General features: G+C 53.8%; 12 protein-coding genes. 3 read left to right on the top strand and 9 right to left on the bottom strand.

All coding sequences use genetic code 11. The annotated features are described in order from the left end of the window. Positions 1-156 precede the first annotated feature (156 nt). On the top strand, positions 157-588 hold the full coding sequence (gene osmC, locus I6L53_RS10975; RefSeq protein WP_042319018.1) for a peroxiredoxin OsmC: 432 nt from the start codon (positions 157-159) through the stop codon (positions 586-588). 88 nt (positions 589-676) lie between these two features. On the opposite strand, the gene I6L53_RS10980 is transcribed toward osmC, so the two are convergent. From I6L53_RS10980 to I6L53_RS11010, 7 genes are read right to left on the bottom strand one after another with little or no spacing between them, the layout of a single operon-like run. Next, positions 677-1,600, bottom strand: coding sequence for an oligopeptide/dipeptide ABC transporter ATP-binding protein (locus I6L53_RS10980; protein WP_042319019.1), 924 nt, complete (start codon positions 1,598-1,600; stop codon positions 677-679). Continuing rightward, complete coding sequence (locus tag I6L53_RS10985) at positions 1,593-2,579, bottom strand: ABC transporter ATP-binding protein (RefSeq protein WP_042319021.1); 987 nt, start codon at positions 2,577-2,579, stop codon at positions 1,593-1,595. Before I6L53_RS10985 ends, I6L53_RS10980 begins: the two co-directional genes overlap by 8 nt. Then, positions 2,579-3,472, bottom strand: a complete 894-nt coding sequence (gene ddpC, locus I6L53_RS10990) for a D,D-dipeptide ABC transporter permease (protein ID WP_042319023.1) — start codon at positions 3,470-3,472, stop codon at positions 2,579-2,581. Before ddpC ends, I6L53_RS10985 begins: the two co-directional genes overlap by 1 nt. Continuing rightward, entirely contained in the window at positions 3,469-4,491 is a 1,023-nt protein-coding gene (locus tag I6L53_RS10995; RefSeq protein ID WP_042319024.1) for an ABC transporter permease, read from the bottom strand. Before I6L53_RS10995 ends, ddpC begins: the two co-directional genes overlap by 4 nt. Before the next feature lie 44 nt (positions 4,492-4,535). Beyond that, the gene (locus I6L53_RS11000) at positions 4,536-6,086 is read right to left on the bottom strand and encodes an ABC transporter substrate-binding protein (RefSeq protein WP_042319026.1); all 1,551 of its coding nucleotides are present in this window, start codon (positions 6,084-6,086) and stop codon (positions 4,536-4,538) included. 15 nt (positions 6,087-6,101) lie between these two features. Continuing rightward, positions 6,102-6,689: a D-alanyl-D-alanine dipeptidase gene (ddpX, locus tag I6L53_RS11005; RefSeq protein ID WP_042319027.1), complete on the bottom strand. Its 588-nt coding sequence runs from the start codon at positions 6,687-6,689 to the stop codon at positions 6,102-6,104. A gap of 14 nt (positions 6,690-6,703) precedes the next feature. Next, entirely contained in the window at positions 6,704-7,570 is an 867-nt protein-coding gene (locus I6L53_RS11010; protein ID WP_042319028.1) for a MurR/RpiR family transcriptional regulator, read from the bottom strand. Positions 7,571-7,972: 402 nt separating this feature from the next. Between I6L53_RS11010 and hdeB the strand changes: the two genes are divergently transcribed. Beyond that, positions 7,973-8,302, top strand: a complete 330-nt coding sequence (gene hdeB, locus I6L53_RS11015; RefSeq protein ID WP_042319050.1) for an acid-activated periplasmic chaperone HdeB — start codon at positions 7,973-7,975, stop codon at positions 8,300-8,302. A gap of 157 nt (positions 8,303-8,459) precedes the next feature. Further along, positions 8,460-10,391 (top strand): methyl-accepting chemotaxis protein, encoded by a 1,932-nt coding sequence (locus I6L53_RS11020; protein ID WP_042319051.1) that lies wholly within the window; start codon positions 8,460-8,462, stop codon positions 10,389-10,391. A gap of 59 nt (positions 10,392-10,450) precedes the next feature. On the opposite strand, the gene dosP is transcribed toward I6L53_RS11020, so the two are convergent. Both dosP and I6L53_RS11030 read right to left on the bottom strand, forming a co-directional pair. After that, the gene (gene dosP / locus I6L53_RS11025) at positions 10,451-12,856 is read right to left on the bottom strand and encodes an oxygen-sensing cyclic-di-GMP phosphodiesterase DosP (RefSeq protein WP_042319053.1); all 2,406 of its coding nucleotides are present in this window, start codon (positions 12,854-12,856) and stop codon (positions 10,451-10,453) included. A gap of 25 nt (positions 12,857-12,881) precedes the next feature. Beyond that, positions 12,882-14,264 carry a diguanylate cyclase gene (locus I6L53_RS11030; protein WP_042319055.1) on the bottom strand — a complete coding sequence of 461 codons (1,383 nt, stop codon included), beginning with the start codon at positions 14,262-14,264 and terminating at the stop codon, positions 12,882-12,884. Positions 14,265-14,564: the final 300 nt, after the last annotated feature.

Genomic DNA, 14,564 nt, shown 5'->3' on the forward strand with positions numbered 1-14,564 from the left:
GGTCGACGGTACCGATGGATACCGACCTGATTGATAGTCGGACATTTAATCGGAAAGGTCAATGTATAAGCAGGGAATTAAGAAGTCTCCGCTAACTGCCACAAAATCTGCTGAGCGTCCTATACTTGTTATACCGACGATAAAAAGGAGAGAACGATGACAATCCATAAGAAAGGTCAGGCACACTGGGAAGGCGACATCAAGCGCGGAAAAGGCACGGTTTCGACGGAAAGCGGCGTACTGAACCAGCAGCCCTATGGCTTTAATACCCGCTTTGAAGGGGTGAAAGGCACTAACCCGGAAGAACTGATCGGTGCGGCGCATGCCGCCTGTTTCTCAATGGCGCTGTCGTTGATGCTCGGTGAAGCGGGCTTCACGCCGGATGCCATCGACACCACGGCAGACGTGTCGCTGGACAAAGTCGATGCCGGGTTTGCCATTACCAAAATTGCGCTGCACAGTGAAGTCACTGTCCCGGGAATCGACGCCGGGACTTTCGACGGCATCATCCAGAAAGCGAAGGCCGGTTGCCCGGTATCGCAGGTGCTGAAAGCTGAAATCACCCTTGATTATCAACTGAAATCGTAACGACGCTATTGCCCGGTAGCGTAATGCTGACCGGGCATAAAAGCCTTACAACATCATCCAATCCCACTTTACGCACCTGTCAGCGCCCTCAGGCGCGCCAGCAGCGTACGTCGGTTCCGGCTTCAAGTCTGCGCAGCGCCTGCCGGTTCTCACATCCGCTGCTGGCGAGTGGACACCGTTCGCGAAAGAAACACCCCACCGGCAGAACCCGATTACCGGGCAACTCCGTTTTGCGAATCATCAGTTCCTCGGCCAGCGGGGCGCCGGTCTTCGGTACGGAATCCAGCAGCAGACGAGTGTAAGGATGAGCCGGGGTGGTGAGCACCTGCGCCGTGTCGCCGAGTTCGACGATCTGTCCGAGGTACATCACCGCGACCCGGTCGCTCATATGGCGTACCACTGAGACGTTATGCGAGATCAAAATGTAGGTCAGATTGCGGCTGGTTTGCAGTGCAACCAGCAGATTCAGAATCTGCGCCTGCACGGAAATATCCAGCGCTGACGTCGGTTCGTCCAGCACGATCACATCCGGTTCTGACGACAGCGCACGGGCAATAGCGATACGTTGACGCTGTCCGCCGGAGAAGGCGTGTGGCAAACGGTCGAGATATTCCGGGCGGATCCCGACCTGACTGGCTAACGCGGCGGCCAGCATCCGACGTTCCCGCTCACTGCTACGCTTCTGGATCCAGACCGGTTCGGTGATAATCCGCCAGACAGGCAGACGCGGATCCAGCGAAGAGAGCGGATCCTGAAACACCATTTGCATCTCGGTCGACGGTGAATCCTGCTGATATTGTCCCTGGTTGGGCTTCAGCATCCCCATAAGTAACTGCGCCAGCGTGCTTTTACCACAGCCGGATTCACCCACGATCCCCAACGTTTCGCCCCGGCGGATCTGCAAATCCATCCCGTTGAGCGCGTGCACGCGTTCGGTTACCCGTCCCAGCCAGTTTTTCTTCGCCGGGAAATTAACGTGCACATCCTGTAAGGCCAGTAATGTTTCAGACATGGGAACTCTCCAGATGGGGGTACCAGCAGGCCGCGTGCTGGTCGCCAGCGCCGAGTGGGCTCAGGGTGGGTATCGTTTCGCAAAGCGGGCCAGCGGCAAAGCAGCGGTCCCGAAACGCGCAGCCATGCGGCAAACGGGTGAGATCCGGCACGGTGCCGGGGATCGCCGGTAGCGGCTGGCGAGGTTCACCCTGTTCCGGCGCGCATTTCAGCAGGCCAATCGAATAGGGATGGGTCGGATGGTGAATCACGGCATCGGTCGGGCCGCTTTCAATGACGCTTCCGGCATACATTACGTACAGCCGGTCGCACAGTTGCGACACCACCGCCATGTCATGACTGATAAACAGCACAGCCGTGCCGCTGGCGCGGGCTTTGTGCTTGAGCAACCGCAGTACCTGCAACTGGACGGTGACGTCCAGCGCGGTGGTCGGTTCATCGGCGATGATCAGTTCCGGTTCACAGGAGAAGGCAAGGGCGATCATGACCCGCTGACGCATCCCACCCGAGAGCTCAAACGGAAAACGGGTCATCACTCCGGCGGCGTCGGGGATCTGCATCTCCTCCAGGAGGGTAATCGCCTTTTCGCGAGCCTGCGCACGACTCACCGTCTGGTGGTGGCGAATCACCTCTACCATCTGCTGACCGATGCGGCGCGTCGGGTTAAGGGCCGTCATCGGCTCCTGGAAGATCATCGCCACACGGGCACCGCGCCATTGGCGCATCTGCTTTTCACTGGCGTTCAGCACATCTTCGCCCAGTAATGAGACGTGCCCCTGATGGATGCGATAGCTACCCTCCGGCAGCAGACGCATAGCGAGCATCGCCGTGACCGATTTCCCGGACCCCGATTCGCCCACCACGCCGACAATCTCGCCGCGATGAATACACAGCGACACATGGCTCAGGGCATGAACATCGGCTTTGTATCCCGGAAAGCTTAAGTGCAAATCGTCTATTTCCAGCACCGGCTGAGTCATCACTGTTTTCCTCCTGCTTTTGGATCCAGCAGATCGCGGATCCCATCACCGAACAGGTTAAAACCGACGGCAGTGATCAGAATGGCGGCACCGGGAAAGGCGCAATACCACCACTGATCGAGAACATAGTTGCGGCCAATTGCCACCATCGCTCCCCATTCCGCACTCGGTTGCTGGGCACCAAGCCCGATAAAACCCAACGTGGCGGCCATCAGGATGGCGCTGCCGATATCCAGCGACGCCTGCACAATCAGCGGCGGCAGTGAGTTACGCAAGATATGCCAACTGATCAAATGCCAACGGGAAGCGCCGTACGTGCGAGCGGCCTGGATGTAGGTAAACTGGCGCACAACCAGCGTTTGTCCGCGCGCCAGTCGTACATAAAAGGGAATACGCACGATGGCAATCGCCAGCATTGCGTTAAACAGACTCGGACCCAGAGCTGCCGCCAGCGCCATCGTCAGCACCAGTGAGGGGATCGACAGCATGATATCCATCATCCGCATGATGATGGCGTCAGCGCGACCGCCCATCACCCCGGACAGGCAACCGAGCAGCGAGCCGACGCCGCCCGCAATTCCGACCACTACCAGCCCGGCGACAATCGACTGCTGGCTGCCCACCAGCACGCGGCTGAACAGATCCCGTCCTACCTCATCTGTTCCAAACCAGTGTGCTGCCGTCGGCGGCAACAGTCGCGCGCTTAAATCAATGGCATTGGGATCGTAAGGCGTTAGCCACGGCGAGAGGACCATCATCAGCAGCATCAGGACAATGATTACCCCGCCAATTACGGTCAGCGGACTGCTTTTCATCAGCCAGAACCACCTGGCCCAGTCAATGTGTCGACGCGCAATGCGAACCGGTGTCGGGGTCTCTTCGGTTAACATCATTCAGCACCTCCGCGTCCGATACGTGGGTCCACCCACAGATAGAGTAGATCGACCACCAGGTTGACCAGTACATAAGCAAAAGAGACCACTACGGCAAAGCCCATCACGGCCGGGAAATCAAGCGCCTGAATCGACGTCACCACCCAGGCGCCCATACCGGGCCAGGCAAAGACGGTTTCGGTCAATACTGCGCCATACAGCAGATCGCCCAGCGCAAGACCGAGTACTGTGATCGACGGGATCAGCGCGTTAGGCAGGGCGTAACACAGCACGATGTACCAGCCGGGAAGACCGCTGGCTTTGGCCGTGCGGATATAATCTTCACTCAATTGTTCCAGCATCGCAGAGCGGATTTGCCGCGCCACAATCCCCAGGTGAACAAACGCCAGCGTCAGCGACGGTAAAATCAGATGTTGTAGAGCATTTAAAAAGACCTCGCCGTTGCCTTCCAGCAGGGCATCGATCAGATAAAACCCGGTCACATGCGTTGGCGGATCCAGCCAGTCGTCCAGTCGTCCGCCACCCGGTAAAATTTGCAGATGACCGTAAAACAGCACGATGACGCCCAGGCCCAACCAGAAGGCGGGCGTCGAAATACCGGTGATCGCCATCAGGCGTACCAGGTGGTCCAGCCAGCGATTGCGCCAGACGGCGGAGAGGATGCCCAAAGGAATACCGATGACCAGCGCCAGCAGCAGCGAGCAAAAAGCCAACTCCAGCGTCGCCGGGAAAAAGACGCGCAGTTCTTCCATCACCGGACGCCCGGTGCGAATCGAAATGCCTAAGTCTCCCTGAAAGACATCGCTTACGTAGCGCGCAAACTGCACGTACAGCGGTTGATTCAGCCCAAGCTGTTGGCGAATGTTCTCGACAATCTCTTCGCTGGCCCGATCGCCCGCTAACAGGCGCGCCGGATCGCCTGGTATCAGGTGCGAAATAATAAAAGTGATGACGCAAACGCCGGCCACCACAAGGATAAGTCCCCAGCAGCGCTGGCGCAAAATGCTCCAGAAAGTCATTGGCTTCCCCTGGCGGAGCCAGTGTGGCTCCGCATTAATGTGACTTATTTGCTCATGGTGCCGATATTAAAGACCTGCTCGAGCATCGGATTGAACACGAAGCCTTTGACCTCTTTGTTCATCGCCAACTGGTAGTTCTTCTGGAACAGGTAGACGTAGGCGGCCTCATCAATGACGATTTTCTGCGCCTGCTGGTAGTCTCTGGTTCTGGCCGCCTGATCGGTGGTGCTCAATGCACTGCGTAATAACTTGTCGACCCCGGCGTTCTCATAGAACGAGCGGTTACCGGGCAGGCCTTTCTTGTCCGACTCGAACCAGTAGTTCATGAACATATAGGGGTCAGCGAAGTCAGGACTCCAGTTGCCGATAGCGATGTCGTAATCGCCTTTACCCACGCGATCGCGCATGGTGGCATTCGCCAGTTTTTCCAGCTTTACGGTAATACCCAGTTTGCTGAGGCTGGCCTGGGTGGCGAGGGCAATCGGCTCCCAGTTTGGATCGTTATCGGAATAGAGGAAGCTCAGGCTGGTGGGTTTGCTGGCAACTTTCTCCCATTCGGCTTTCGCTTTGGCTTCATCAAAATGGTATTGCAGCGCAGAGGCGTCGTAACCCCACATGCCTTCCGGGATCGGCCCGCGCATCTGTTTGCCGTTACCGCTGAGGATCCCTTTTACCATGCCCTGATAGTCGGTTGACCATGAGATAGCCCGACGCAGTTCCGCCTGATTCAGCGGCGCTTTGCTGTTGTTCAGATAGAGATAGGTCACGCGCAGCGACGGATAGTCCGCCACAGCCACCTTGCCTTCCTGTTTTAACGCGCTGAGCTGATCCACTGGCAGGGCGTCAGCGATGTCGATATCGCCACGCGATAGCTGCAAACGACGTGACGCGCTCTCACCAATAATTTTCACCGACACGCGTTTAAAGTTCGGTTTTGGACCAGCGTAATGCGGGTTCGGAACCAGCACCAGCTGTTGACCTTTCTGCCAGCTTTTCAGCATAAACGGGCCGGATCCTGCGGTGTTTTGCGCCAGAAAACCGCGCGCGTCATCCGCCGCATGCGCTTTCAGCACGGCAGGGTTGATGATCGATGCGCCGTCATTCGCCAGCGTATAAAGGAACGGGGCGAACGGTTGGCTGAGCGTAAATTTTACCGTGTGTGCATCAACGGCTTCCACTTTGAGATCCTTGGGAAACGCTTCCGCGGGGCCCTGGCTGATTTTCAGCAGGCGTTCGAAGGACTGCTTCACCGCCTCGGCAGTTACGGCGGAGCCGTCGGCAAATTTGGCCCGATCGTTAAGCGTGAAGGTCCACTCTTTCTGGTCATCAGACGCTTTCCAGCCGCTTGCCAGATCGCCTTCCACTTCAGTGGAGCCTTTGTCGCCCTCGGTTTTGTACTTCACCAGCCGCTGATAGGACGGATAAGTGACCGTCCAGTCGTTATTATCGATGGTGACCGCCGGGTCAAGGGTTTGCGGGTCGGCGGCTTTGCCGATCACCAGCATGTCTTTCGGGACGGCAGCCTGTGCCGCAGGCAGAGTTATCGCCAGGGCAACAGCAATCAACGCGGGGCGAAACAACAAAGTTAATTTCATGATGAAGCTCCGGAATCAAAAGGATGTGTGTGTTGTTGTGGTAGTCACGGGAAAGCAGGCAATGCAGTCTTCCAGTAGCGGATAGCGGCTCGCGGCAGGCAACTCAAAATGCCACCACTCGCTGCTGATGCCAACGAAGCCACCGCCAAACATAATGGCGTTGAGTAACAGCCGGTTACGCTGTGCCGTGGCAGAAACAGAAGGGTGATAAGCGTGTGAACGGTCGTGCATCTCATCAAAACCCGCGCCCATATCCAGGATCCTGCCGCTCGCGTCTTTCAGGGTGACATCGATGGCCGTCCCGCGACTGTGGTTAGAGCCGATGGCGACATCAACCACGTACTGCGGATCGGGGCAGGCATCCCACAGGATCGACTGCGCCTGCTGCGGGCGATAGGCGTCATAAACCACCAGAGAAAGGCCCGCCAGTTGCGCGATACTGATGCTTTTCGCCAGCGCGGTGACGGCATCCTGATGCAGCAGGCAGCGCGATTCGCGATAAATTGGCGCGCCGGTCAGGTTATCGGCGGTCGCGTATTTCAGGTCGATATCCAGCGTCGGAAAAGTCACCGACAGATCGACCAGTTGTGGAGTTTCAGACATAGCACGTTTCCTGTTTATTGTTCGAACTGACCAAATTCTTGTTGTAACTGGCGGTTGGTCTGAAGCCGCCCGGTAAGAGAGTCGCCCAGTTGTTCCGCCACGCCGGAAAGCAGCAGGTTGAACAGACAACTCACGGGAGCCAGCGAATCCCAGAAGTGTCCGGTGTCGGTTTTCACCTGCAGTAAATCGATGGCGTAGTCCCGTGCCCAGGGGCACCAGATATCGGTTACCAGCGCCAGCGGTATCTGCCGCTCGCTGGCCACGCGACAGTATTGCCGGGCAATGGCGGAGTAGGCGCGGGTATCGGTCAGCACCACATACGGTTTCTCAAACCCGGAATTGAGGGATTCCACCCAACTACCCGAGAGCCCTTCGGAGTAGTTCACCCGGGGGCGCAGATATTCAAGGTGACTGAAAAAGGCATTTGCGATCCCCCGCGTCGACTGGATCCCCAGCACAAACACGGCCTCCGCCTGCGCCAGTTGTCGGGTAATGCGCTGAAAAGTTTCACCTTGCGCCAGTTGATAGACATGAGCGATCGCATCGATCTCCAGCGTCAGCGACTGACGCGCGCGGTCTGGCAACTGCTGCTGCTGTTGCCAGGAGTCCAGACGCTCGTTCATTCCCCAGGGCTGATAGGAGGTGCCAGGCAATTCCCGCAGGCTGGCTTTGGCATCTTCCAGATTGCGGTAGCCGATTTTGCGCAGGTAGCGTCCGACGGTAATCCCGCTGGTGCCCGTTGCTTTACCAATGCTGTCGGCGGTTTCAAACGGGATCTGCGCCACATGGGTTAACAGCCAACTGGCAACGCGTTTTTCGCTTGGCGTATGCAGGCTGAAAGTCTGTTCAATTCGGGTCAGTAACTCAGGTTTTGTTGTCATCACCGTCTCGCTGTTACCGGGCTGTCAAAGGTCGGCTCACTGTTAGCCAATTAACAATGCAGGACGCGTGCCATGTTCGGGAACGCCGCCGCTGCAGGCGTCAATTGTTAAAATGACGCCGAAATAGTTAACTTATGATCAACATTTGTGCAGCGTAGTGCAGTTTTGGTGCAACGGTGAGACGGAAGGGCGCTTATCTGCCGGATACGCAGGCGGGATCACATTCTCGCGGCGAAATAAGCAGCAAACATCAGGATCGGTACCGGGAAATATCAATAACAGCCATAACAAGTGTGCGTGTATTTATTTCTGCGAAGGGACGGGTATTATTATTTTCGTTCTACATTAACGGTTTAAAGCGCTCGTGTAGAGGTTATTTATATCATTAACGGAGCCATCATAATGAACAAATTCTCCCTTTCTACAGCAGGTATTTTAGTCGCAGCGCTGTTGACCAGTGTCAGCGTAAATGCAGCCACTACTGACGCGAAGACCGACGTCACCCCCAAAAGCATGAGCTGCCAGGAGTTCATCGATCTGAACCCGCAGACTATGGCGCCGGTTGCCTTCTGGGTATTAAACGAAGATGAAGACTTTAAAGGCGGGGACTACGTCACTTTCGATGAAACGGTGACAACTGCGGTTCCTTTAACGGTTGAAATCTGTAAAAAACATCCGCAAAGTGAGCTGACTAAAATTAAAGATGAAATCAAAAAAGAATTAAGCAAATAAGATTAAGCGCTTATTTAAACCCAGCCAGAGTGCTGGGTTTTGCTATTTGTGACAACGTCACATTATTAATTTAAGACAATGCTGGATTTTGTATAAAGCTCTAAAAACGCGTGCCGATACTGAATATAAATTAGTCTGAAAATAAAAGGATGTTTATATGGTCTGGTATCCGTCACGTATTTCGACTCGTTTGACACTCGGGGGGATCGCGTTACTTGCCGTAACGACGTTAGTGATTGTTGTTATTATGCTTTGGCGCGGGCAACCTCGCGTCGTTGAAATCAACACGGCGTTAATTGAGGAGACCGGGCATGGCCTGACGCGTCAACTCAGCAGCGTCCTGTCTCGTATTGAGGGAGAAACCGTTAGTCTGTCGCGTCTGGCCGAAGTCCTGCCAAATGATGAAGCGCTGTACCGCGCGGTTGTGCCGCGTTTACTGGGTGAAAAAAATAATTCAATCATCACCGGCGGTGGGATCTGGCCTGAGCCGGATGCGTTCACCCCCGGCGTTGCGCGACGCAGCTTTTTCTGGTCACGCAATACCGACGATAAACTGGTGTTTTCGGACGAATATAACGCCCCTGGCGGCAACGGTTATCACAGCGAAAGCTGGTATCAGGGAGCGAAAGGCCATTCGCAGGAAAACTGCGTCTGGTCTGATGTTTATCAGGATGCCATTTCCGGAATCAACATGGTGACCTGCAGCATTCCGTATCAGCTGGCGGGCAAATTCGCTGGCGTAGCCACGACAGATATTCGACTCGATAACGTTGCCAGTTTTATGCAGCAGCAGGGCGGACGCACCGGTGGATATGCCTTTGTGGTCGATAAACAGGGACAAATTCTCTATTTTCCGCAAAACGATCGGGATCATTACAAAACCGTTGGCGATCTGGTGAAGGCTTCCGCGTGGCTGAATCCGGTCGCTCAGCGTTTGCAGCAACTGCGCACCGCAACGACCGAAGTCTCCTCCATTGCGCTGGAAAACGACGGCATTCTGAACGCGCCCTCTCGTGTGATGTTGTTTCCGATGGCCGATACAGGTTGGGTTGTGGGACTGGTGACGCCGCAAGAGCGTATCGTCGGGCTGGCGAAAGTGATGATGCGCGATGTTCTTGAAGTACTGATCCCTGTGATGACGCTGTTGCTGGTGGGGTCCTGGCTGGTGGTTCGCCGGCTGATTGCTCGTCTGGACGACACGCGGCGGGCGCTGGACGATATTGCACAGGGAGAAGGCGATCTGACCCGTCGCTTAGAGGTAAGAGGTAAAGACGAGATCTCAGCGATTGCACAGGCGTTTAACCTTTTCGTGGATAAAATTTCCGCCATCCTGCTTACGGTGCGCAGCAGCAGTGAGGTGGTGGCGAACAACGCCGTCAGCCTTGCCGACAGCAATACTGAATTGTCATCACGCGTCACTCAGCAGGCGGCAGCGCTGGAAGAGAGTGCGGCCGCGATGGAACAACTTAATGCGACCGTACATCAAAATGCCAGTAATACCCAACTGGCCGATGAGCTTTCAGAAAGCACGGCGCAAACGGCCAACCGCTGCGGCGATGTCATGCATGGGGTGATTTCGACCATGGATAACGTTAGTGCGTCTTCGGGGCGAATGGTTGAGATCGTATCCGTGATTGACAGCATTGCCTTCCAGACGAACATCCTGGCGCTCAATGCCGCCGTGGAAGCGGCTCGCGCCGGGGATGCCGGGCGAGGATTTGCGGTAGTGGCATCGGAAGTCAGAACGCTGGCGCAGCGCAGCGCAACCGCCGCCCAGGAAATCAAAGCGCTCATTGATGAGTCGGTGTCCCATGTTGATAACAGCAGTCAGCAAATTCATCATGCCGGCGATCGTTTGCAGGAACTGGTGGGACATGTTCGTCAGGTGCGTCAGTTAATGGGGGAAATTCGCGTCGCGGGTGAAGAGCAGCGCAAAGGCGTGGCCGAAGTGACGCTCGCCGTCACGGAAATGGACAGCACGGTTCAGCAGAACGCTTCGCTGATTGATGATGCGGCGGCGCGCACGCAGGTTCTGAAAGCTGAAGCAGAAGAACTGGCCTTGCAGGTATCGTCGTTTAAATTGCCGTAATGTCTGAGTGACTGGATGCCCGGTAGGCGGTAGCGCTGCCGGGCTTCTCACATGACGAATCAGATTTCCAACGGTAGCGCCGTCTGCATCCAGGTGGCGATCTCATCTGCCGGAATGGGGCGAGAAAAATAATATCCCTGAATCACCGGACAATTCATCGAACGCAGCAGCTCAAATTGTTCCTTCGTCTCAACGCCTTCCGCAATCACCATCAGATTCAGGCTCTGCCCAATGCTGATAATCGCTTCCAGCAAAGACTGAATACGCTTCTCGGTCTGGCAGCGATCGACGAAGGTCTTATCAATTTTTAATTCCGTCACGGGCAGGCTGACCAGGCGGGAGAGACCGGAAAAACCGGTACCGAAATCATCGATCGACAGTCCGACCCCCATGTTGCGTAAGATCTCAATGCGTCTGAGGATCTCTTCATCCTGTTCCATCATCATGCTTTCGGTGATTTCAACCGTCAGTTGATCGCCCGGAATAGCAAATTCCACCATCGCTTCCGACACCTGGTCCGGCAGTTGATTGCTGCGAAAGTGCAGGGCGGAGAGGTTCACCGACAGCGTCGGAATAGTCAACGACATCGAGCGCCATTCTGATAACTGGCGACACGCTTCTCTGACGACCCAGCGACCAATATTCTCAATTTCGCCCGTCTCTTCGGCGAGGGGAATAAAACGGTTGGGCGGAACGTGACCGTGCACCGGGTCATTCCAGCGCGCAAGCGCTTCAAAGCCATACAGTTCACCCGTTTGGGCAAAGATCTGCGGTTGATACACCAACCGCAACTGGTTACTGGCAATGGCTTTTTTCAATGCGGCGCCCAGTTGCAAACGCTCTTTTACCGCGAGATTCATTTCCGGGTTGAAGAACTGCCAGCCGTTGCCGCCCGCTTTACGAATAAAATCCATCGCGTTGTGGGCCGTGGAAAGCAGGTAGTCACGATTTTTTCCCACTTCATAGCTAATGCCAATGCTGAAGGTCAGCGGGAAGGGCTTGTCGCCAAAAAGCGTTGCTTCACTGCCGATGTTGATCAGTTCATCCGCAAACTGGGTGATATTACTCATTTCGTTATCGTCACTGACCAGCACAAATTGGGTGCCTTCGATACGGCTTAAATACTGATTGGGTCTGAGCCGCTCGCGGATTTTATTGATGACCTGCTGCAAAACCTGATCGGCAACGGCATAGCCGAGACTGTCGATAACATCCTGGAAGTGATCGACGCTGATGAGAAACACGACCGGCGAAAACGCTTTTGCGCCGCTAATGAGATCGTCGAGATAGGCGTGCAGGTGATTACGGTTGGGCAGACCGGTAAGTGGATCAAACTGTAGGAGATGCTCGATATGCTGACGGCTTTTCTCCTGTTCAAGCGCCAGGGCCGCCATATGCTGACTGATGTCCGCCACGCGATCGATAAAGGCGCTGGTCTCTTTCCCTTTCACCGTTTTTATTAAAAGCGTACCGGCTGGCTCCCCATCTCGTTGTCGAATAGTGAGCGTCCAGACGCTTACCTCTTTCGCGTTGATCTCTTTCGATGACGCCGCCCAGAACTGACGGGTGTTATCTTTCAGGGCATACAGCGAAACATGCGTTTCCCGCAGTACCGCTTCGATATTACGGCAAATAATGTCACCCATTTCGTGAAAGGGTGGGCTGGTGCACATCGCAGCCAGAATATTGCCTTCGAGCTGGCGAATCTGCCGTTCTTCGGTGATATCGGAAAAGGTCATGACCAGGTTTTGCAGTTCATGATGCGTGCCATGAACCGGGCTGACAGACGCTTTAATCCAGATCTTATCGCCCGCACGGGTGACCATCAGAAACTCATCCTGATCGCGGGTCGTTTTCCAGAGTAGCTGTTTGAGTCTCAGGCGATTATCCGCTGGCTCTTCGGGAATATTGAGCAAATCATCCGGTTGTTGGCCCGACGCATCAGTAATGCCGTAGCCAAACATCTCGGTAAAGGCGCGGTTACACTGAACAATGCGCCGCACAGAGTTGAGGACAATCACCGGGCGGTCGAGATGATCGACCGCCAGCACCAGTAAACGTTTCTGTTCTCTTTGTTCCATCTCTGCGCTGGCATCTCGCACAAACGCCAGATAGAAAATCTTACCCGCCACGTTCACTTTTGACAGGGCAAAACGTGTCCAGACTTTGCTACCGTCTTTTCGTTCCAGCAGCAATTCCCGACTCATACCTTCTACGCGAGCCTTGCCGCCTTCACGGTTATGACGAATGTAATCCGGATGAGCCGCGCGTAAATCATGGGGAATGAGCATCGATATACCATTGCCGATCACCTCATCCCGACGATATCCCCAGAGTTTTTCCGCTGCCGGATTAAAAAAGAGGACTTCGTCATTTTCATTAATTAATACCGCCCCCATCATATTCTGCTCAAGAGCAGGAAAGAAAATGCTGTCTCCGGAGCCTTCAACGTCGGTTAGCTTCATTTTTTACCTCTGCATCCGGATATTCTCAGGAAGCTGGTTTCCAGAGTTCAACACAATTCCTGCCTCGTCTTTTTGCCGTATACAGAGCTTCATCTGCGATCTGAATTAAGCGTTCGTAATCCGGGTGACCATTAAACATGGCAGCGCCAATAGACAGTGAAAGTGGAATGATTTCGCCATTCGGCGATTTAATTTTAGTTTTCTCGATGCGGCTGCGAATGCGTTCGGCGGTGCGCAGCGTATCGGTTTGGTTCGCCTCGGTGAGAACGATAACAAATTCATCGCCCCCGTAGCGGAAAACATAATCACTGCTGCGTACGTTATCATAAAAAGCCTGAGAAACCCGGCGCAGAATATCATCGCCGGTATTGTGACCCCAGGTGTCATTGATCTCTTTAAATTTATCGACGTCGATAATTAATACTGAGAGTGGGGTGCCGGCGCGGTTCGCATGCGCTATTTCACGTTTAAAAATAGTCGGCAGGAAGCGACGATTCAGTAATTTAGTCAACACATCCATCCCCACCTCATGGCGGGAAACTTCCTCAAATAATTCACGAAGCAGGGTGATGATTTGCGATACCGTATTGCGAATTTGTAGCAAAAACTTCACCCGCAGTGCTTTATTGTTAAGTGCCTTCGCCGTGCCACTGGTGTGATGAAATACGCCATCGAAATCCTGAATCAAACGCGAAATATGTCCAACTTCAGCAATGCCGCTGAAATAATGTCGTCCTTTGTGATTAAACCACAGGCCAAAATCTGCCTGACTGAGCGGTAAGCTATTTCCTAAATCAGAATCCAGCAAAACTTTATAGATCAGATCCATTTCCCAGGTGAGAAGCGATGCGACCTGGCGTTCTTTCTCTTCTTCAGCATTTTCCAGTAGTGAAAAAATACGATAGTTTTCATCTTCTTTCGCCGCACTGCTTTCACTGAAGGAGAAGGCTCTGGACATGACTTCCATCGCCAGGTCGATACTGTTAATTGAAAAATGGTAGATCAGCAATTTATCCGTGGCTTCATGATGACCTTCAATAATGACGGGATAGAGCAGTTTCTTCAATACGCGAAATCCCATCTCAACCAGTTCGACGGGAATACCAATACGGGCATGAACTTCAGCTACTGTGTGCTGCTCTTTGATCAGTTGGTCAATATCGTCAACACTGCTGGAGAGGACACTTACCACCCATTTTTCCAGTGCTTTTTTCAGTTGTCTCTCAACCTGTTCATTACTTAAAAACTCCTCAGCGTGCGGGTCTACGAGAACAATGCGATAAAATTCAATACTCAAATCATGTGCATGCTTAATCGCAATCTCGGAGGCAAATTGTCGAATGCGAGGTTCCGTATGTTCGACCAGGCGGACCCATTCGTCTTTCATTCTTTTAAGATACATCTCCATGATGTAGATCCTTACAGTGGTTAGCGAGCGACATAGCGGCCTGCGTCATATGCACACTCTGGATAGTAAAACGGATCTGAAACACAGAACACCTGAAATGTAGCATGATTACATTAATGAAATAGTGTAATGCCTTAAGCTATATTTTCATGCTATCAGGCGAAGTAAGCCTGAAAGAATTATGGATATAGCCAAAAGTAGCAAGAAAAACCATTTTTAAGTGATTTTTAAAACTAATCAACGTCTAAAAAAGTATAGCCCATCCATTTGATCACTGAGAGGAATGATGTAACCCGCGTA

The organism is Citrobacter farmeri, from assembly GCF_019048065.1.
GTDB classification, from domain to species: domain Bacteria; phylum Pseudomonadota; class Gammaproteobacteria; order Enterobacterales; family Enterobacteriaceae; genus Citrobacter_A; species Citrobacter_A farmeri.